The following is a 19354-nucleotide window of genomic DNA, read 5'->3' on the forward strand; positions in this document are numbered from 1 at the left end:
GGGCCCGAAGGACCCGTGGAAGTGAGGTCACGTCATGTCCGTGTACGACGACATCACCTCGGTCCAGCGCTGCCTCGATGACCTGCAGCGGTCATTGGGACACCTGGAACAGCACCTCGGCACCACCGGCCTGGACATGCGCCGGGTCCGGATGGACGCCGACCATCTGAGCGAAAGCATGGCGCTGCTGCGCGAGTCGACCGCCGGCTCGAGCGCTCCGCGCCGTCCCGACCTCGTCACCATCTCCGACAAGCCGTACGACATCAGCCTGTGGACGGACTCGGACGACGAGGGTCTGGGCGCCCGCGACCGCCACGCGCCCTGATCCAGCCGACCCCGACCCCGTCCGCCCCGAACCGACAGAGCCTCGGAAGCGGAGCATCCCTTGGCCACTGGTACGGAACCTCAACAGAGCCGCGGCGGCGTACGCACCGGTACGCGCGCCGCGATCGCCGCCCCGCATCTGCGCACCGACCGCTGGTGGCTGGCCCCCGCCGCCACCGCGGCCGGTCTGTTCGTCTTCGTCGTGTACTCGACCTGGCGGGCCTTCGCGAACGCGGACTACTACGCGGCGCCGTACGTCTCGCCGTTCTACTCGCCGTGCCTGGCGCACAACTGCAAGCCGATGCACGCGGGCCCGAACGCCGACGTCTTCGGAAGCTGGTGGGGGCTGTCCCCCGCGATCATCATCCTGATCTTCCCGCTGGGCTTCCGCCTGACCTGCTACTACTACCGCAAGGCCTACTACCGCAGCTTCTGGGCGTCCCCGCCCGCCTGCGCGGTGGCCGAGCCGCACCGGACGTACACCGGCGAGACGCGCTTCCCGCTGATCCTGCAGAACGTCCACCGGTACTTCTTCTACGCGGCCGTGCTCATCGCCGGCGTGCTGACCTACGACACCGTGCTGTCCTTCCGGGACACCCGCGACCGCTGGGGCCACATGGGCCTCGGCACCGTCTTCTTCCTGGTCAACGCCGTGCTGATCTGGGCGTACAGCCTCTCCTGCCACTCCTGCCGGCACATCGTCGGCGGCAAGCTCCGGCACTTCTCCAAACACCCGGTGCGCTACAAGGCCTGGCAGTTCGTGGGCAGGCTCAACGCCCGCCACATGCTGCTCGCCTGGACGTCGCTGGTGAGCATCGCGCTCGTCGACCTCTACGTGTACCTGGTCGCGTCCGGCGTCTTCGACGATCCGCGCTTCTTCTAGTGAATCCAGTGAACCTAGTGAATAGGGACTGATCGATGTCCGTGGTGGACCGGCAGGAGTGGGACGTCGTCGTGGTCGGGGCCGGGGGCGCCGGGCTGCGGGCCGCGATCGAGGCGCGCGAGCGGGGCGCCCGTACGGCGGTGATCTGCAAGTCGCTGTTCGGCAAGGCGCACACGGTGATGGCCGAGGGCGGCATCGCGGCGGCCATGGCCAACGTCAACGAGCACGACACCTGGCAGGTCCACTTCCGCGACACCATGCGCGGCGGCAAGTTCCTGAACCAGTGGCGGATGGCCGAGCTGCACGCCCAGGAGGCCCCGGACCGGGTGTGGGAGCTGGAGACCTGGGGCGCGCTGTTCGACCGTACGAAGGACGGCCGGATCTCGCAGCGCAACTTCGGCGGCCACGAGTACCCGCGCCTGGCGCACGTCGGCGACCGTACGGGCCTGGAGCTGATCCGCACCCTCCAGCAGAAGATCGTCGCCCTCCAGCAGGAGGACTTCAAGGAGACCGGGGACTACGAGTCGCGGCTGAAGGTCTTCCAGGAGTGCACGGTCACCCGCATCCTCAAGGACACCGCATCCGACAGCGGCTCCGGTGCGGGCCGTGTCTCCGGGGTCTTCGCCTACGACCGCGAGACCGGCCGTTTCTTCGTCCTGGAGGCGCCCGCGGTCGTGGTCGCGACGGGCGGCATCGGCAAGTCCTTCAAGGTGACCTCCAACTCGTGGGAGTACACCGGCGACGGCCACGCCCTCGCCCTGCTCTCGGGTGCGCCGCTGCTGAACATGGAGTTCGTGCAGTTCCATCCGACGGGCATGGTCTGGCCGCCGTCGGTCAAGGGCATCCTCGTCACGGAGTCCGTGCGCGGGGACGGCGGGGTGCTCCGGAACTCCGAGGGCAAGCGGTTCATGTTCGACTACGTCCCGGACGTCTTCAAGGAGAAGTACGCGGAGTCCGAGGAGGAGGGCGACCGCTGGTACGACGACCCGGACAACAACCGGCGCCCGCCGGAGCTGCTCCCCCGCGACGAGGTGGCCCGGGCGATCAACGCCGAGGTGAAGGCGGGCCGCGGCTCCCCGCACGGCGGGGTCTTCCTGGACGTCTCCACCCGTATGCCCGCCGAGGTCATCCGGCGCCGGCTGCCCTCCATGTACCACCAGTTCAAGGAGCTGGCGGACGTCGACATCACCGCGGAGGCGATGGAGGTCGGGCCGACCTGCCACTACGTGATGGGCGGCATCGCGGTCGACTCCGACACGGCCGCCGCGCGCGGGGTACCGGGGCTGTTCGCGGCCGGTGAGGTGGCCGGCGGTATGCACGGCTCCAACCGGCTCGGCGGCAACTCGCTCTCCGACCTGCTGGTCTTCGGGCGCCGGGCGGGCTGGCACGCGGCCGAGTACGCGGCGGGCCTAGCCGCCGGCCGCCCGGCCGTGGACGACGCCCAGGTCAACACGGCGTCCGCGGAGGCGCTGCGGCCCTTCTCCGCCGAGTCGGAGGGCGAGGCGGGCCCGCCGGAGAACCCGTACTCCCTGCACCAGGAACTCCAGCAGACCATGAACGACCTGGTCGGCATCATCCGCCGCGAGGGCGAGATGGAGCACGCGCTGGCGAAGCTGGCCGAGCTGCGAGTACGGGCCCGCCGGGCCGGCGTCGAAGGACACCGCCAGTTCAACCCCGGCTGGCACCTCGCCCTGGACCTGCGGAACATGCTGCTGGTCAGCGAGTGCGTGGCACGGGCCGCGCTGGAGCGCACCGAGTCGCGCGGCGGGCACACCCGCGAGGACCGGCCGGCGATGGACCGCGCCTGGCGCAACGTGAACCTCCTGTGCGCGCTCGCCGACCCCACCGGCGGCCTCGCGGCCACCGACCCGGCACGCGGCCAGATCCGCCTCGCCCGTGAGACCACCGAACCCGTCCGCCCGGACCTGCTCGCCCTCTTCGAGAAGGAGGAGCTGGTCAAGTACTTCGCCGAAGAGGAGTTGTACGAGTGAGCAGCTACGAGGCCCGTTTCAAGGTGTGGCGGGGCGATGTCGAGGGCGGCGGCCTGGGGGACTTCACGGTCGAGGTCCACGACGGCGAGGTGGTGCTCGACATCATCCACCGTCTCCAGGCGACCCAGGCGCCGGACCTGGCCGTGCGCTGGAACTGCAAGGCGGGCAAGTGCGGTTCGTGCTCGGCGGAGATCAACGGCCGTCCGCGGCTGATGTGCATGACCCGCATGTCGGTCTTCGACCGCGCCGAGACGATCACGGTGACCCCGATGCGCGGCTTCCCGGTGATCCGCGACCTGGTGACGGACGTCGGCTTCAACTACCAGAAGGCCAGGGAGGTTCCGGCGTTCGTGCCGCCGGCGGGGGTCGGGCCCGGCGAGTACCGCATGTTCCAGGAGGACGTGGACCGCTCGCAGGAGTTCCGCAAGTGCATCGAGTGCTTCCTGTGCCAGGACACCTGCCATGTGGTCCGCGACCACGAGGAGAACAAGCAGGCGTTCGCGGGCCCGCGCTTCCTGATGCGGGTCGCGGAACTGGACATGCATCCGCTGGACTCGGCCGCCGAGACCGGCCTGGACCGCGCGCTCTCCGCCCAGGACGACCACGGCCTCGGCTACTGCAACATCACCAAGTGCTGCACCGAGGTCTGCCCGGAGGGCATCAAGATCACCGACAACGCCCTGATCCCGATGAAGGAGGCGGCGGTCGACCGCAAGTACGCCCCGCTGGTGTGGCTGGGCTCGAAGATCAGGAGGCGGACTTCGTAGCGCCGCTCTGCGGGTTGCCGGTCTTCGGGGTGCGGCCGGGACTCTGGGCGAGCAGCTGGATGACCATGCCCGCCAGGAACACGAACCAGCCGAGGGCCGGGAGCGGATCGGCCCTGCCGGGGATCGTCCCGAGGAACGTCCACAGGGACAGCCCGACCGCGCCCGTCAGCTGGCCGTAACCCCACAGCTTGGGCCGCAGGACCCGGTGCCGGCCGAACGGGACCACCCAGCCGGTCGTGATGCTCGCGATACCGGAACCCACCATCAGCGTCACGACCAGCAGGTCCGCGATCACCAGGTACATGTGCATGACGAAAATGCTCCCACCGGGGTCGAGTTCGCGCCAGCTGTACTCGGCGATGGCGCGTATGGATTGCGTCAGGGATGGGCTCGGGCGGCGTCGTACGGACCGGCCTTCCCGGTCCAGTCCTCCCGGTACGCCTGCCAGTCCGCCTCCGTGGCCGCGAAGTCCACGTACAGGGCGACGCCGAAGCGGGCACGGTCGGCGTCCGTGCGGGACAGGCCCAGGCGGACGCCGCGTACGGCGGCCGGGACGGTCTCGGCGTGCGCCCAGTGGCCGAAACGGTTCTCGTGGTAGAAGGGCAGGCCCATCAGGAGGTCGGTGGTGTCCGGGGTGACCTCCAGGGCCAGGCTCGTCTGCTGGGCGACGTAGCCGCCGTACAGGCTGTCCAAGGGCTGCATGGTGTCGTACGACATGACGGCGATCTGGTCCACGCGGCGGGCCACCTGGCCGAAGTACGTCTGCGACCACCACTTGGGGTGACCGGTGGTCGCGCCCCAGAAGGAGTGGAACGCGGGCAGCGGGTCGATCTGGTGGGCGGCGACGGAGAGGACGGCGTGCCGGGCGTGGGTGAGTGCGCGCAGGTCGTCGAGGAGGGCGAGGTAGTCGCGGTCGCCGGAGTGGAGGGGCTCCAGGTCGAAGTGGGCGCCCTGGAATCCGGCGGCGAGGATCTCGCGGGTCGAGGCGAGGACGGCGGCACGGGTGGCCGGGCGTTCCAGCCGTAGTCCGTCGGGTCCCTCGGTGGCCAGCTTGTCGCCCAGCCAGGCCTGGACGCGGACGCCGGGCGCTGCGCCGTGCAGGGCCGATATCAGCCAACGGGCGTTCGGATATGCCGACTTGGGGAGGGTGCCGTTGTGTTCCAGGGGGCCTGCGTGGACGTACAGGTCTCGGATGCCGGTGTCTTTCAGGCGGTGGGCCAGCGCCTCGACGTCCTTGGCGGTCTTACGGCCGTCCACCCAGGCGTGGCCGAGCCAGAGGGCGTCGCGGTGGCGGGTCTGGGTGCCCTGTTCGGGGGTGCCGGTGTAGTTGATGCGGAGGGCTGTTTCCGCAGCGAGGAGGGGGAGGAGGAGCAGGAGGAGGAAGGCGGTGGCGAGGAGGGTGCGGCGGCGGCGCCTGCGCCGGCGGTTCCCCTCGGCTTCGCCGTCGGCGGCTTTCGGTCCGGTGTGGTCCGGGGTCGGCTGTGCGGTTCGGTCTCCGCTCCCGGCAGTCGTCTCGTCGTCCATCGTGCCCCCTGTTCCGCTCGTCCCCCACCCGTATCAGCACCGCTCGCGGAGCCGGTTAGCTGCCCATACGCTCCGAAATGTGACGTCCTCCCTGATCCGGGGCCGGCCTCGGCGCGCCAAGGGGCACATACGTGTGCGGGTGGCGCATGCCGTGGTGGGTGTCGCGGTCGGGACCGGGTGGCTGGTGTTGCCGGTGATGACGGTCGACGACCATGATCCGGTTCCCGTGGCCCCCTCGGGGGCGGTCGCGAGTGCCGCCCAGGCACGGGGGGACGGGACGTCCGGGGCCGACCTGATCATGCCGCTCGTCGCGGCCGGCGCGGCCGGGGTGCTCGCCGGGTACGGGTACCTGCGGCGCACCCGTCGAATACGGACCCGGACGACCCCCGCCACGGTGTCCGCGCGGCCGCCTTCACCCACGTCGGCCGAGTCGGAGCGGCAGGCCCGTGCCGCACTGGTCCTCGCCGACGACTGTGTGCACACCAGCCGGGAGGAACTGTCCTTCGTGGCCGCGCGGTTCGGACCGGCGGACCTCGAACCGTTCGAGCACGCCGTGCGGGCCGCGGAGACCGAACTGTCGGCCGCGTTCGCGATCTGGCGGCGGTACGAGGAGGGGGTGCCCGAGGATCCGGCGGCCCGGCGGCAGGCCCTGGTGGGCGTGGTCGGGCGGTGCGCGGAGGCGGGGCGGCGGCTGGACGCGGCGGCGCCGGACCTGGACGAACTGCGCGGGCTGGAGCGGGGTGTGGGCGAGGCGCTGGGGGTCGCCGAGGCCCGGTTCCGGGAGCTGACGGCGCGGACGGCGACGGCCCAGGGCACGCTCGCGGCGCTGCACGACCGGTACACGCCGGCGGCCGTCGGATCGGTCACCGGGTACGTCGAACAGGCCAAGGACCGGCTGGTGTTCGCCACCTCCCATCTCAACCTGGCCCGCCAGGCCGACGACGCGGAGGACGCCGCGCGGGCGGCCCGGCAGCTGCGGGCCGCCGAGGGCGCCATCGCCCAGGCCGGGATCCTCGTGGGCGGGGTGGAGCGGCTGGACGACCGGCTGCGGGAGGCCGCCGCGCTGGTACCGGCCGCGCTGACCGGCGCGGAGGCACGGATCGCGGCGGCCCGCACGGGCGAGGTGCCCTCGCTGGCCACCGGCGAGCTGCACGCGCGGCTCGCCCACGCCGACGGTGTACTGGCCGCCGTACGCGAGGAGTTGACGAAGGGGCCGTACGACCCGCTGGACGCGCTGCGCCGGATCGCGCGGGCGATTGCGCGGCTGGAGGTAGGGCGCTCGGGCGTGCTGGACGTCGCCGAGCTGCTCGTGGCGCGCGACGCGGTCGCCGGGGCCGAGGACTTCGTGGCCGTGCACCGGGGGGCGGTGGAGGCGGAGGCGCGGGCGCGGCTCGCGGAGGCGGTACGGGCGCTCGGCACGGGGGACGCCGAGCGGGCGGACACGGTGGCCCGGCGCGCCCGCGAGCTGGCCGAACGGGACGTACGGGCGCACGGGAACCCGTACGCCGGCCAGGGCGGCCACGCCACCGGCCTCGCGGGCGCGGTCCTCGGCGGCGTACTCCTCGCCGAGGAACCGGACGGCGGACCACCGGCGAGCTTCGGCGGCCCGGAGACCCGGGGGCGCCGGCGGCTTGGCTAGCCCGAGGAGTCACCGAAGATCACTGCCATGCATGCAGTTGTGACCGATTCGGCTCTTCAGAAGAGGCTCAGCAACGCCTCCGCCGGGTCGGTGAGGCCGTGTTCGCCGCCGGGCAACGGCAGTTCGAACCACACCGTCTTGCCGCGAGGCGTGCGCCGGGAGCCCCACGCCGCGCTGAGCAGCCCGACCAGCTGCAGCCCCCGGCCACCCTCGTCGGTGTCCCGGGCACGCCGGCGACGGGGCTGGACCAGGCCCGAGTCCCAGACCTCGCACACCAGCGTGCGGTCCAGCAGCAGCCGTAGCCGGATGTCCCCTTCGCCGTACCGCAGCGCGTTGGTCACCAGCTCGCTGACCAGCAGTTCGGTCGTGTCGACCAGCGGCTCCAGATCCCAGCTGAGCAGCTGCGCGCGGGCGTACTCGCGGGCGCGGCCCACGCTGCGCGGCTCGCGCGGCAGCGTCCAGTCGCCCACGGACTCGGCGGGCAGGCCCTGGACCCGGGCCATCAGCAGGGCGATGTCGTCCTCGCCGTGGTGGGTGTCGAGGGTGTTGAGGACGTGGTCGCAGACGTCCTCCAGGGGCCGGGAGGGGTCGGTGAGCGCCCCGACGAACGCCTGGAGGCCCTCGTCGAGCGGATGGTCACGGGACTCGACCAGGCCGTCGGTGTACAGCGCGAGCAGCGCGCCCTCGGGGAGTTCGACCTCGACCTCCTCGAAGGGCTCACCGCCGACGCCGAGCGGCATGCCCGGCGGCACGTCGAGCATCAGCGCCGGCTCACCCGGTTCCACCAGCACCGGGGGCAGATGGCCGGCGTTGGCGAACGTACAGCGTCTGGTGACCGAGTCGTAGACCGCGTAGATGCAGGTGGCGAGGTATACCTCGGAGAGGTCGGCGGTGCGGGGCCGGCTGGCCGTGCGGGTGGCCTGCTGGACGCCCCCGGGGGTGCCGAGGCCGCGGGCGATCTCGTCCAACGCGGAGAGGACTTCCGCCGGTTCCAGGTCCAGCAGCGCCAGCGTCCGTACTGCCGTGCGCAGTTCGCCCATGGCCACCGCCGCGCGCAGACCGCGGCCCATGACGTCGCCCACCACCAACGCGGTGCGGTGGCCCGGGAGTTCGATGACGTCGAACCAGTCGCCGCCCACCTCGGTCGCCGCGTTGCCGGGCAGATAGCGGCAGGCGATGTCCAGGCCGGATGCCTCGGGGTCGCCGGGCGGGAGCAGGGACCGTTGCAGTATCAGGGCGCGTTCGTGTTCGCGCCGGTACAGGCGGGCGTTGTCGATGCAGACGGCCGCGCGCGCCGCCAGCTCGACGGCAAGGTCGCGGTCGCGGTCACCGAACGGCTCGCTGCCCTTGGTCCGCGCGAACCGGGCGAGGCCCACGACGGTGTCGTGGGCGACCATCGGCACGGCCAGCACGGAGTGCACGAGCCCGCCCTCCTCGGGAGGATCGAGCCGCGGCCGGGCGGTGCGCAGGGCGTCCGCGCAGGGCGAGTTGAAGGGGAAGTGGTGGATCGCGCCGACGGGGACGGGGTCGGCGCCGCTGTTGAAGGGAAGGTCGGAGACGGCGCTGGCGAAGGCGACGCGGCGCAGTGCGGCGCTGCCGTCGGCGAGGCCCGGCGGGGTCTCGTCACCGGTCAGCAGCCCCTGGTAGAGGTCGACGGTGGCAAGGTCGCAGAAGCCGGGGACGACCACGTCGAGGAGTTCGCGGGCCGTGGTCTCCAGGTCCAGGGAGTTGCCGATACGGGCGCCGGCCTCGTTGAGCAGGGCGAGGTTGCGGCGGGCGGCGGCTGCCTCGCGGGCGGCGGCGCGGCGGGAGGTGATGTCGGTGCCGAGCCAGGCGATACCGATGGGCCTGCCGCTGCCGCTGTGCACGCGGTAGAGGTTGACGGACCAGTGCCGCCGCTCCTCCGAGCCCGGCACGAAGCCCGTGACATGCATGTCGGTGATGGAGTCGCCGGTCTCCAGCACCCGCCGCAGCGTGGCCAGAACCCGCTCCGCCTCGTTGCGCGGGAGATAGTCGTGAACTCCCTTGCCCCGGTGGTCGTCCGGGGTTCCGCCGAAGATGGAGGCGAAGCGGTTGTTGGCGCGGCGGACTCTGAGGTCGGCGTCGATCAGCAGGAAACCGAAAGGGGATTGACCGAATATCGCCTGCGAGGCGGCGAGGTCGGTCTCGATGCTGCGCAGGGTGCGGACGTCCACGACGATGCACACGGCGGCCTTGTCGCCCTCGGCGGTCCGGGTGGGCATGACGTAGACCTCGGCGAGCCCTTCCTCGCCGCGCGTCCCGTCGGGCCGGTCCGGCATCCGGAAGGGCACCACCCCGGTCCACTCCCGCCCGTCGAGGATCTCGACCATCTTGCGCTGGCCGCGGTCGCGCAGGTCGGGGTCGATGAATGCCTCTATGGGGTCCATTCCGACGGCGTGTTCGGCCGGGATGCCGAAGATCTGCTCGGCACGGAGCGACCACTGCTCGACCAGGCCGCCGGGGCTGATGGAGAAGGAGGCGACCTTGATGTAGTCGTAGATCGAGCCGGGCGGACTGCTCTGCCACATGGCATCGCCAGGTACCGCGGCAGCCTCCGCCGCCTGGTTCCTCGCGCCGCCCGACGGGTCCTCCGACTCCGTGGCCTTCGCTGGTATCTCGCTCACGCGAACCGTCCCCTCCAGCTCACCGCATCCGGTACCGGTCACCGGAGGCGGCTGCCCGCAGTATCCAGCACTACGGCGCCGCACGACACGGTGTTCACGATCACAGCTCGGTCCAGGTGCTTTTCGGACCGTGCCATGGAAACACTTCCAGTCTTCTAACCAGGGAACACGCCCTCGAATCACGCACTTGAACGTGAACCGAGCGCGCGGGTTGCCTGATGGACGGCGAAGTTGCCGCTGTACACCCACCGTGCCCCGGTGTGCCCCCACTCTGCGCCTGCCCCGCCCCCGTCTCACCCCGCGGCACCCGTTACCGGATCAGCGGGGCACCGCCAGTTCGAACCAGACGGTCTTTCCGGTCGCGCCGGGCCGGGTGCCCCAGCGGCGCGAGGAGCCTGCGACGAGCTGCAGTCCGCGTCCGCTCTCGTCCTCGGGGCGGGCGGCGCGCTCGCGCGGCGGGTCCGGGAGCGGGTCGGAGACCTCCACCAGCAGCGTGTCCTCGAGCCCGGCCGGGCAGACGAGCCGTACGCCGATGGGGCCGGTGGCGTGCCGCAGGGAGTTGGTGACCAGCTCGCTGACGAGCAGCGCCGTCAGGTCGGAGAGGCAGTCGAGGTCCCAGCCGTGCAGTTGGCTCCGGACAGCGGCCCGCGCGGTGCGCACGGCACCGGCTTCCGCGGGAAAGACCCACTCGGCGCCGGCGCCGGCGCCTTCGGTGTCGATCACTCCGATCACTTCCCAGGACAGCGAGCCCGCCCCATGTCCGGTTTCGTGGGGTTAATGGGCACATACCCGATATTCGGGTCGCAGTACCGCGCGGGAGGGCGCACTGTGGCACGAACGGCGTACGAGGCACCCCGCACAGCCGACGCGAGCACCCCGGTCTAGGCCCACCCTCCCCCACGCTCGGCCGGCAGCGCGGCCAGTGACTCGATCTCCCGCACCGCTGCCACGTCCTGGTCCAGCCACGCCACGTCCCAGACCTCGGTCGGGGTCAACCAGCGCAGCTCGTCGTGGTCCTGGAGGGGCTGCGGGGCGCCGGAGCCGGGGCGCAGCCGGGCGGTCCAGACGTGCAGGACGTACGGCGGCTTCAGGGGCCACTCCCCCGGCACGCGCTCGACGGGTTCGGCGTCGACGCCGAGCTCCTCGCGCAGTTCGCGTGCCAGGGCGTCCTCGGGCAGCTCGCCCGGCTCGACCTTGCCGCCGGGCAACTCCCAGCGTCCGGCCAGTTCGGGGGGCGCGCTGCGGCGCGCGGCGAGCAGGCGGCCCTCGTCGAGCAGGGCGGCTCCCACCACCACGATCCGTTCCGTCATGCGACGGAGCCTACGGGAGCGCACAGATGGTCAGTTCCGGGCGCTGTCCCCATCCCCGCTACGGCCGCTCAGGTACGCGCGCCGTCGCCGTTCTGGCCGATGCGTTCGACCCAGTAGACCTGCTTGTGACCGTGGTCGTCGAGACTGTCGGCGATCTTCTGGGCCTCCGCCCGCGTCGCGTACCGGCCGACGCGGTAGCGATTGCCGTTGTCGTCCTGCCGTATCACGATCCAGGGCAACGCGACCGTGCCCTCACTCATGGCTCTCACCGCCCCCATCGCTCCTTCCCCTCTCGGGTCCCCGCCGTACCCCGCCCAAGGAAACCGCAATACGCATATGCCTGAGCGTACGCCCAACCTTTACGGAGCGAATACGGCTTTTCACAAAGAGGTACGCAACCAGCCAGAACGCCAGGGGCGCACGATACCGAACGCGCCCCGGCGCACGAGGCTGCCCGGGGTCCGGGGCATGCCGGGCACACCGGGGGTCACCTGGGAAAACGGCCGGATTGCAACGGCGGACGGGACCGGCCGGACGGCCGCACGGCCGGTGTACGCGCCGTACAGGTGTGCGCTACCTCACGATGGCGTGCGCTACTTCACGGGCAGGTGGTACGCGACGCGGTAGCGGTCGGCCGGGATCACGACGTCGGCGGTCTCCACCGCTCGGCCCGAGGCGTAGTACGTGCGCTGGACGACGACGACCACATGGCCCGGGACGCCGCCCAGGAGGTGCAGCTCCTCGGCGAGGCCGGGGCGGGCGCCGACCTCCTCGGTGACGTTGTCCACGATGACGTCGATGGCGCGCATGCGCTCGACCACGCCCATGCCGCCGAGCGGGCCCTCCTCGGGCAGCATCACGGGCGTGCGGCCGGTGAGGGCGAGAGGCTCCCAGGAGGTGGAGAGCATCATCGGCTCGCCGGACTCCCGGAACAGGTACTTGGTGCGCATGACCCGGTCGCCGGGCTGGATCGCGAGCCGCTCGGCGATGACGGCGCCGGCCTCGGCCTGCTCGCTGCTGGACTCCCAGGTGCCGCGCGCCGAAGCGTCGGCCTGCTCCTGCCGGAAGGGCGTGGCTCCCCCGGACGGGCGGAACCCGGAGCGGGCGACCCGCCGGGGCACGGGCCGCTCGCGCACGTACGTCCCCGAGCCGGAGCGGCCCTCGACCAGCCCCTCGGCCATCAGCACCTTGCGGGCTTCCAGCGCGACCGTGTCCGAGACGCCGTACTCCTCGCGGATGCGGGCCTGGGAGGGCAGGCGGGTGTGGGGCGGCAGCGAACCGTCGACGATCTTCTTGCGGAGATCACCCGCGACACGCAGGTAGGCCGGCTGCTCACCGAAAGTCACTGGCCGCTCCCATCAGGTTGTACAGACAGCAACAGACTGGCAACCGTGGGTTGTGGCGTGCAAGTAAAGGCCAGAGATTCACTCGATGTGATGACATGAGGCCGGGACGGGCTTTACCCAGGCACTTTCTCCCCGCTACAGCCGCGATCACACCTCAGGCGGCGTGCGTCATGACCAGGCTCACGTTGTGGCCGCCGAAGCCGAAGGAGTTCGCGAGGGCCGCGTCCCACCGCCCGGTGCGGTTTTCGCCCCGCACCACGTCCAGGCGGATCCCCGGATCCGGCTCCTGGAGGTTGCGCACCGCCGGTACGACCCCGTGGTGCAGGGACAGCAGCGCCGAGACGGCGCCGAACGCGCCGGACGCGCCCAGCATGTGACCTGTCATGGACTTGATAGCCGTCACCGCCGCCTCCTCGCCGACGACCTTCGTCAGCGCTTCGGCCTCCGCGAGGTCGCCGCTCGGGGTGGAGGTGGCGTGTGCCTGGACGTGTCCGATGTCCCGTGCTGTCAGGCCCGCGTCGGCCAGTGCCGTCCTCATCGCCTGCACCTGGCCCTCCGCGTCGGACGCGGTGATGTGATGCGCGCTGGAGTGCACGGCCGCGCCCGCCACCGCACCGTAGACGCGTGCCCCGCGCGCCCGGGCGAACTCCGCGCGTTCCAGCACCACCAGGGCGGCGCCCTCGGCGATCACGAATCCGGACCGTGCCGCGTCGAACGGCCGGGACACGGCCGCCGGGTCGCCGTCCTGCACGGACAACGCCTTCATCTGCGCGAACGCCGCGACAATGAACGGGTGCACACAGGCCTCGGTGCCTCCGGCGACCACCACGTCCGCACGGCCCGCCCGGATCAGGTCCAGCCCCAGCGCGATGGACTCCGCACCGGAGGCACAGGCGCTGACCGGGGTGCGGGCTCCGGCCCGGGCACCCAGTTCCATGGAGACCCACGCGGCCGGTCCGTTGGGCATCAGCATCGGCACCGCGAAGGGTGACAGGCGCCGCATGCCCGAACTCTCGTAGAGGTCGTCCTGGCCCAGGGCGCTGCGCACGCCGCCGATGCCGGTGCCGACCGCGACGGCCAGCCGCTCCGGTTCGACCGCGGGGCGGCCCGCGTCCAGCCATGCCTCGCGGGCGGCGACCACGGCCAGTTGCTCGCCCCGGTCCAGCTTGCGGGCCTGCACGCGGCCGATGGCCTCGGCCGGGTCGGACTCCACGGTACCGGCGATGCGCACCGGCAGATCCGCGGGCCAGTCGCCGTCGAGCGCGCGGACGCCCGACCGTCCGGCCAGCAGCCCGTCCCAGGACGCGGCGGCGGTTGCTCCCAGTGGCGTCACCGCACCCACACCTGTCACCAGTACGTCGTCACCGTGCAGGGCCATTCATGTCTCCTCGGTTCCGGCGGGACCCTGTGTCCATACGTCCCTCACCTTCGCCCGGCGGCGTGACGGGGACGGCCGCCGGACGCGAACGGGCAAGAGATTCTGCGTGAAAGTGGCAGGAACGGGCCGACCGACCGGTCCGGCCAACGCCCTTTTGCCGGCACCACTGTTGTCGCGCGCGGACCTGCGGCCTGCGGTCCCAGGGGAGTTGGGCGGGTTCCGCGGGTGCCGAAGCGGAGGTTCCGGACGAACGGCGGTCGCGCGTGATTCGGCAAGGGTCGGTGCGCGGCGCGGCAACCGGGTCCGCAGGGGCGTCCGTAGAGTCGCCGTCATCGCGGTGAGTCCAGGGCTGTACACGGTCCGGACGGCGGGACAGCGGCCGGGCATGAGGGCCGTGACCCGTGCGTGACACCGCTCTGCCCGCGTCCACACGCTCCTCTGGCCGCGGCCCTCCTGCCGACCGCTCCCCCTCGCACATCCCCCGGCGAGGCGGGCGCCAGCGACGGTGAGAGGGCCGCTCCGTACCCGCGGATCGCGGACTCGTGGTCCGCGAACCCGCACGGCACCGATCGCCGAACCAGCCCTTCCCGGACAAGAGTGAGGCTCAGCCCGACATGAATGCCGATCAACGCATGACGGATGTGGACACCTGGCGCCTGCTTCCGGCCGCCCAGCAGCCCGACTGGCCCGACCCGGACGCCCTCCGGGACGTCCTCGGTGAACTCGCGACCTGCCCGCCGCTGGTGTTCGCCGGCGAGTGCGACCAACTGCGGGGCCGCATCGCCCGGGTGGCCAGGGGCGAGGCGTTCCTGCTCCAGGGCGGCGACTGTGCCGAGACCTTCGACGGGATCAGCGCCGATCAGGTGCGGGACAAGGTCAAGACGCTGCTCCAGATGGCCGCCGTCCTCACCTATGCCTCCTCCGTCCCGGTGGTGAAGATCGGCAGAATCGCCGGCCAGTACTCCAAGCCGCGTTCCCGCCCGGTCGAGGTGCGCGGCGGGGTCACCCTGCCCGCCTACCGGGGCGACGCGGTCAACGGCCTGGAGTTCACGGCCGAGGCCCGCCGGCCGGATCCGGAGCGCCTCAAACGGATGTACCACGCCTCCGCCGCCACCCTGAACCTCATCCGCGCCTACGTCACCGGCGGGTACGCCGATCTGCGCCAAGTACACGAGTGGAACCGGGACTTCGTCGCCAATTCTCCCATCGGCGCGCGCTACGAGGACCTCGCCCGGCACATCGACCGCACGCTGGCCTTCCTCGCCGCCTGCGGCGCCGACCCCAGCGAGCTCCACCTGGCGGAGTTCTACTCCAGCCACGAGGCCCTCCTGCTCGACTACGAGCAGGCCCTGACCCGGACCGACTCCCGCACCGGCCGGCGCTACGACGCTTCGGGGCACTTCATCTGGATCGGTGAGCGGACTCGCCAACTCGACGGCGCACACGTGGAGTTCGCCGCGAGCGTGCGCAACCCCGTAGCCGTCAAGCTGGGACCGACGGTCACCCGGGCCGAGGTGCTCGCGCTCATCGACAGGCTGGACCCCGAACGGGAGCCGGGACGTCTGTCGTTCATCACCCGGATGGGCCGCGACCAGGTCCGCGACGTCCTGCCCGAACTCGTCGAGGCGGCCGGCTCCGCGGACGCACCGATCGCCTGGATCTGCGACCCGATGCACGGCAACACCTTCGAGGCGGCCAGCGGACACAAGACGCGCCGCTTCGACGACGTGCTCGACGAGGTGACGGGCTTCTTCGAGGTGCACCGCGCACTGGGCACCCACCCGGGCGGCATCCACATCGAGCTGACCGGCGACGACGTGACCGAATGCGTCGGAGGCGGGGACCCGATCAGTCTCACCGACCTGCACCGGCGCTACCAGACGGCCTGCGACCCACGGCTCAACCGCTACCAGGCGCTCGATCTCGCCTTCCAGGTCGCGGAGTTGTACGGGGACCGCGCCGTGCCTGCCGGTATCCGCCTGCCGATGGCCGAGGCCGCCTGAGCCCTCCTCCCGCCCGACGCACGAACCGGCGCGCGGGAGGTGCGGCCGGAACTCGCCACCCTTCCCGCGCGCGGCGCGCCCGAACTCTTGATCGAAGTAGCAAACCACTATGCCGGTATGTTTCTCTGTTACGGCTTGATCGAAAGCTCGAGCCAAACAGGGGGTAAGTCGTGCACAGTGTCAGCGGTGTGAAACCGCGCCAGGCGCGCACATGCACAATCGATCCGCCCGCCGGGGGCGGCGGAGTGCAGATCGTCAAGAGTCACGATGAAGAAATGGACGGGACGGCGGTGCGCCACCGCTTCGGCGAGGTGACCGTCTCGCTGGTCCAGGGGGGTCCCAGGGAGCTCGTCCGGTCCGGTCGACAGATAGACGACGGGGAGCAGCCCCGGTTGCGCATGTGCCGGCCGCTCGACGGCGAGGTATGGGTGTTCCAGGACGGCCGCCACGCTGCGGTGCGCCCGCCGCAGCTCATCTGCTTCGACACCGGGCGCCCATTCAAGGTGATCATGCCGGAGAAGTTCCGCATGGTCGACGTCATGGTGCCGCACTCGCTAGTCGGCCTCACCGCCGCCGACACCCGGCAGCTGACCGCCCTCGCCTGGAGCGGCGACCAGGGGGCTGCGGCCCTGCTGAGCAGCTTACTCGAGGGCCTGGACCGGCACGGCGAGGAAGTGGAAACGGCCGTCGATCTGCTCGGGGGCAGCGTCGCCGGCCTGACCGCGGTGCTCTTCGTCGAGCGGATGCGCGAGGTCGCCACGGACGGCGAGGCCGCCCGCCAGGCTCTGATGCTGCGGATCCAGGCTCATGCGCGCAAGCGGTTAGCGGAGCCCGGCCTGAGTCCCGTGGAGATCGCCCGCCGGCACAACATCTCCCTGCGCTACCTACAGAAGATCTTCCAGGAATACGGCGTCAGCCCGGCCCGCTGGATACGCGACGAGCGGCTGGCACGCTGTCGGTCGGAACTGGCCGACCCCTCCCTCGACCACCTGCCCGTCGCCCTGATCGGCGAACGGGCCGGCCTGTACGGGGCGTCCCACTTCAGCCGTCTCTTCCGCAGCCGTTACGGCGTCACTCCCAGCGAGTTCCGCAAAGAGCGGCGCGCCGCGGACCACCGTCTCCACACCGAATCCGCCGAGCGCTGCGGAGCCCGTTCATGACCGCGGGTACGAACGCCGCCGAGACGGCGCGCTACGGAGCGGTCGAACACTTCCTCGGCCTGCTCGTGCCCGGCGGACTGCCGCCGGAGGTGTCCTCCCCCGGCCGGCTGCTGCCCGCCGCACCGGTAACGCACCACAGGGCGGCGGCGAGCGGGACCGTACCGGACCGGGCCTCGGCCCCGAGCCGGAGGAGGTCACCATGAGGCCCATGAGCAGCGGCCTGACGGCGGCCCCCGCGTCCCCCGCGGCCCGCGAAGCCGCCGGGGACACGCAGGGCCTGCGTATCAAGGTGCTCGGCCCCCTGGAGGTCCACGTGGGGGGCGAGCAACGCACTCTCACGGCGCCGATGGCGCGGCGGGCCATGGCCGTACTGCTACTTGACGCCAACCGCCTGGTGTCCACCCAGACCCTCGTCGAGGATCTGTGGGACGGGGAACCGCCCCGGCTCGCCCGCAAGACCGTGCAGACGTACATCTACCAGCTGCGTCAGGTCCTCAAGGGCAGCACGACCGGCTCCCAGGAACGCCTGGAGACCGGACCCGGCGGCTACCGGCTGACGGCACGTCCGGGGGAGCTGGACCTCTGGGAGTTCGAGCAGCGCGTGGCCCGCGCCCGCACTGCGCTCTCGTCCGGCGCGCCCGAGGACGCCGCCCAGCTGCTGCGCGAAGGGCTCACGCTGTGGCGCGGAGAGCCGTTCGCCGGACTGGAGGCCGGTCCGCTGCTGACCGCGCGGATCGCGCAGATCGGCGAGGCCCGGCTCGGCGCGCTGGAGCTGCGCATCGAGGCGGATCTGCAACTCGGCCGTCACCAGGCGCTGGTGGCGGAGCTGCGCCGGCTCACGGTGGATCATCCGCTCGACGAGCGGTTCACCGCGCAGCTGATGATCGCCGCGAACCGGTCCGGGCAGCGCAGTACGGCCCTCGACGCGTATCTGCGGCTGCGGCAGCGGTTGGTGGACGAGCTGGGCATCGAGCCGTCCGAACGGCTTCGCAAGCTCCAGCAGGACGTCCTGCGCGAGGTGCTGCCGTCGGCCGCGGCGCCGGAGCAGACGGCGGTACGGCGTACGGCGCGCACGGCACCGCCGCCCGCGCCCTCCCTCCCCGCGGTGGACCAACTCCCCTTGGAAACTGGGGACTTCGTGGGCCGGGAGGAGGAACTGAGGCAGATCGCCGAGCGCTTCGACGCGCCCGGTCCCCAGGTGATCACGCTGCTCGGGCCGGCGGGCGTCGGCAAGACCGCGCTCGCCGTGCGGGCGGCCCGCGCGCTGGCCGGACGGTTCCCCGATGGGCTGCTGTACGCGTCCCTGCACGACGGATCCGACCGGCCGCGCACTCCCGAGACCGTCCTGCGGTCCCTGCTCGACGGACTCGGCATCGGCCGGCCACGGCAGCCCGAGGACACCGAGGGGCTCGCCGCGCTCTTCCGGGCCGCCGCCCGGGAACGGTCCCTGCTCGTGCTGCTCGACGACGCCGCCGGCACCGACCAGGTGCTCCCGCTGCTGCCTGGCGGCGCCGCCTGCCTGACCCTGGTGACCTCGCGGGTCCGGCTGTCCGGGCTGCCGGGCGCCCGGCGCCTGGCCCTCGGGCCGCTCGGCGCCGAGGACGCGGCCTCGTTCTTCGGCCGGCTGGTCGGCGAGGAGCGCATCGCCGGGGACCGCATGGCGCTCGAACACATAGTCGCCCGCATGGGAAACCATCCGTTCATGCTGCGTGCCGTCGGCGAGATGTACGCGGCCCGTCCCATGTGGACGCTCGCGGACCTGGCCGCCGGCCTGCTCGACGACGACCGGCTGGTCGCCGAGCTTCAGGACGAGGCCTGCGCCGCGCTGGCGCGGGCGGACAGTGCCCTGGCCCGGCTCGCGCCCTGGCTGCGCAGGTCGGTGTTCCTGCTCGCCACGGCGGGCCCCGGCCCCTTCGGCACGGAACAGGTCAAGCAGGTACTGGAACTCGACACCTGGAGCGCCCAGTCGGTCGTGGGCCGGCTGCTGGACCGGCACGTCCTGGTCCTGGCCGGCGGTCCGCCGGGCAACGCGGCCACTTTCCGGGTTCCGGAGCTGATCCGCTTCGGTGTCCTCGCGCACGCGGTGGAGGGCGCGCGGGTGGTGCCGTTGGCCGACCGGACGTACCCGGATCCGCCCCCGGCGGACTGCGACCGCCCGGTGCGGCCGGCCCTGTACCCGGTGCGGCCGGCCGGCGCGTTGTAATTCCGGCACCCGGCGTACGCCCCTGCCCGTGACGGGTGGGGGCGTACGCCTTTCTTGGCCGGGCCCGGACGAGCCACCCGCCGACCTCTCTGTAAACCCGCCCTGACCAGCCCTCTTTCCCACCCTTGGACGCTCCTTGCGCGGGTGTTGAACGGGCTGGCCGAGTCTGGACACCGGCGAC

Annotated in this window: 17 protein-coding genes; 9 read left to right on the forward strand and 8 right to left on the reverse strand. The window is 71.9% G+C overall.

What is annotated here, in order from left to right; all coding sequences use genetic code 11:
- Positions 1–34 precede the first annotated feature (34 nt).
- From ACWD35_RS16655 to ACWD35_RS16670, 4 genes are read left to right on the forward strand one after another with little or no spacing between them, the layout of a single operon-like run.
- Complete coding sequence (locus tag ACWD35_RS16655) at positions 35–325, forward strand: hypothetical protein (RefSeq protein WP_451351950.1); 291 nt, start codon at positions 35–37, stop codon at positions 323–325.
- Positions 326–385: 60 nt separating this feature from the next.
- Positions 386–1207 (forward strand): hypothetical protein, encoded by an 822-nt coding sequence (locus tag ACWD35_RS16660; RefSeq protein WP_451351951.1) that lies wholly within the window; start codon positions 386–388, stop codon positions 1205–1207.
- 35 nt (positions 1208–1242) lie between these two features.
- Entirely contained in the window at positions 1243–3198 is a 1956-nt protein-coding gene (locus ACWD35_RS16665; RefSeq protein WP_451351952.1) for a fumarate reductase/succinate dehydrogenase flavoprotein subunit, read from the forward strand.
- Positions 3195–3965, forward strand: coding sequence for a succinate dehydrogenase/fumarate reductase iron-sulfur subunit (locus ACWD35_RS16670; protein WP_451351953.1), 771 nt, complete (start codon positions 3195–3197; stop codon positions 3963–3965). The genes ACWD35_RS16665 and ACWD35_RS16670 overlap by 4 nt, the downstream gene beginning before the upstream one ends.
- Here ACWD35_RS16670 and ACWD35_RS16675 read toward each other — a convergent pair.
- A complete protein-coding gene (locus ACWD35_RS16675) occupies positions 3946–4275 on the reverse strand; it encodes a hypothetical protein (RefSeq protein WP_451351954.1) in 330 nt (109 codons plus the stop codon). The two genes, ACWD35_RS16670 and ACWD35_RS16675, sit on opposite strands and share 20 nt — an antisense overlap.
- Before the next feature lie 68 nt (positions 4276–4343).
- A complete protein-coding gene (locus ACWD35_RS16680; RefSeq protein ID WP_451351955.1) occupies positions 4344–5489 on the reverse strand; it encodes a hypothetical protein in 1146 nt (381 codons plus the stop codon).
- Positions 5490–5568: 79 nt separating this feature from the next.
- Here ACWD35_RS16680 and ACWD35_RS16685 point away from each other — a divergent pair, with 79 nt between their 5' ends.
- A complete protein-coding gene (locus tag ACWD35_RS16685) occupies positions 5569–7128 on the forward strand; it encodes a hypothetical protein (RefSeq protein WP_451351956.1) in 1560 nt (519 codons plus the stop codon).
- A gap of 56 nt (positions 7129–7184) precedes the next feature.
- Here ACWD35_RS16685 and ACWD35_RS16690 read toward each other — a convergent pair whose 3' ends face one another.
- The 6 genes from ACWD35_RS16690 to ACWD35_RS16715 form a co-directional block, all read right to left on the reverse strand.
- Entirely contained in the window at positions 7185–9773 is a 2589-nt protein-coding gene (locus ACWD35_RS16690; protein WP_451351957.1) for a SpoIIE family protein phosphatase, read from the reverse strand.
- A 318-nt stretch (positions 9774–10091) separates the two neighbouring features.
- A complete protein-coding gene (locus tag ACWD35_RS16695; RefSeq protein ID WP_451351958.1) occupies positions 10092–10505 on the reverse strand; it encodes an ATP-binding protein in 414 nt (137 codons plus the stop codon).
- A 149-nt stretch (positions 10506–10654) separates the two neighbouring features.
- Positions 10655–11083, reverse strand: coding sequence for a (deoxy)nucleoside triphosphate pyrophosphohydrolase (locus tag ACWD35_RS16700; RefSeq protein WP_451351959.1), 429 nt, complete (start codon positions 11081–11083; stop codon positions 10655–10657).
- A gap of 68 nt (positions 11084–11151) precedes the next feature.
- Positions 11152–11343, reverse strand: coding sequence for an SPOR domain-containing protein (locus ACWD35_RS16705; protein ID WP_451352010.1), 192 nt, complete (start codon positions 11341–11343; stop codon positions 11152–11154).
- A 333-nt stretch (positions 11344–11676) separates the two neighbouring features.
- Entirely contained in the window at positions 11677–12429 is a 753-nt protein-coding gene (locus tag ACWD35_RS16710) for a GntR family transcriptional regulator (protein WP_451351960.1), read from the reverse strand.
- Between the two features lie 154 nt (positions 12430–12583).
- Positions 12584–13807 carry a beta-ketoacyl-[acyl-carrier-protein] synthase family protein gene (locus tag ACWD35_RS16715; RefSeq protein ID WP_451351961.1) on the reverse strand — a complete coding sequence of 408 codons (1224 nt, stop codon included), beginning with the start codon at positions 13805–13807 and terminating at the stop codon, positions 12584–12586.
- Between the two features lie 632 nt (positions 13808–14439).
- Between ACWD35_RS16715 and ACWD35_RS16720 the strand changes: the two genes are divergently transcribed.
- From ACWD35_RS16720 to ACWD35_RS16735, 4 genes are all read left to right on the forward strand, one after another.
- A complete protein-coding gene (locus tag ACWD35_RS16720) occupies positions 14440–15810 on the forward strand; it encodes a class II 3-deoxy-7-phosphoheptulonate synthase (protein ID WP_451351962.1) in 1371 nt (456 codons plus the stop codon).
- Positions 15811–16085: 275 nt separating this feature from the next.
- Positions 16086–16970: a helix-turn-helix domain-containing protein gene (locus tag ACWD35_RS16725; protein ID WP_451351963.1), complete on the forward strand. Its 885-nt coding sequence runs from the start codon at positions 16086–16088 to the stop codon at positions 16968–16970.
- A complete protein-coding gene (locus ACWD35_RS16730) occupies positions 16967–17173 on the forward strand; it encodes a hypothetical protein (protein WP_451351964.1) in 207 nt (68 codons plus the stop codon). Before ACWD35_RS16725 ends, ACWD35_RS16730 begins: the two co-directional genes overlap by 4 nt.
- A gap of 5 nt (positions 17174–17178) precedes the next feature.
- On the forward strand, positions 17179–19173 hold the full coding sequence (locus ACWD35_RS16735) for a BTAD domain-containing putative transcriptional regulator (RefSeq protein WP_451351965.1): 1995 nt from the start codon (positions 17179–17181) through the stop codon (positions 19171–19173).
- Positions 19174–19354: the final 181 nt, after the last annotated feature.

The organism is Streptomyces sp. NPDC002671, assembly GCF_053592475.1.

Excerpts from the sequence above, each read along its gene's own strand:
- ACWD35_RS16720 (WP_451351962.1), top strand. The coding sequence starts at position 14,440 with ATGACGGATGTGGACACCTGGCGCCTGCTTCCGGCCGCCCAGCAGCCC.
- ACWD35_RS16735 (WP_451351965.1), top strand. The coding sequence starts at position 17,179 with ATGAGCAGCGGCCTGACGGCGGCCCCCGCGTCCCCCGCGGCCCGCGAA.
- ACWD35_RS16715 (WP_451351961.1), bottom strand. The coding sequence starts at position 13,807 with ATGGCCCTGCACGGTGACGACGTACTGGTGACAGGTGTGGGTGCGGTG.
- ACWD35_RS16655 (WP_451351950.1), top strand. The coding sequence starts at position 35 with ATGTCCGTGTACGACGACATCACCTCGGTCCAGCGCTGCCTCGATGAC.
- ACWD35_RS16725 (WP_451351963.1), top strand. The coding sequence starts at position 16,086 with ATGGACGGGACGGCGGTGCGCCACCGCTTCGGCGAGGTGACCGTCTCG.
- ACWD35_RS16730 (WP_451351964.1), top strand. The coding sequence starts at position 16,967 with ATGACCGCGGGTACGAACGCCGCCGAGACGGCGCGCTACGGAGCGGTC.
- ACWD35_RS16665 (WP_451351952.1), top strand. The coding sequence starts at position 1,243 with ATGTCCGTGGTGGACCGGCAGGAGTGGGACGTCGTCGTGGTCGGGGCC.
- ACWD35_RS16675 (WP_451351954.1), bottom strand. The coding sequence starts at position 4,275 with ATGCACATGTACCTGGTGATCGCGGACCTGCTGGTCGTGACGCTGATG.
- ACWD35_RS16700 (WP_451351959.1), bottom strand. The coding sequence starts at position 11,083 with ATGACGGAACGGATCGTGGTGGTGGGAGCCGCCCTGCTCGACGAGGGC.
- ACWD35_RS16705 (WP_451352010.1), bottom strand. The coding sequence starts at position 11,343 with ATGAGTGAGGGCACGGTCGCGTTGCCCTGGATCGTGATACGGCAGGAC.
- ACWD35_RS16680 (WP_451351955.1), bottom strand. The coding sequence starts at position 5,489 with ATGGACGACGAGACGACTGCCGGGAGCGGAGACCGAACCGCACAGCCG.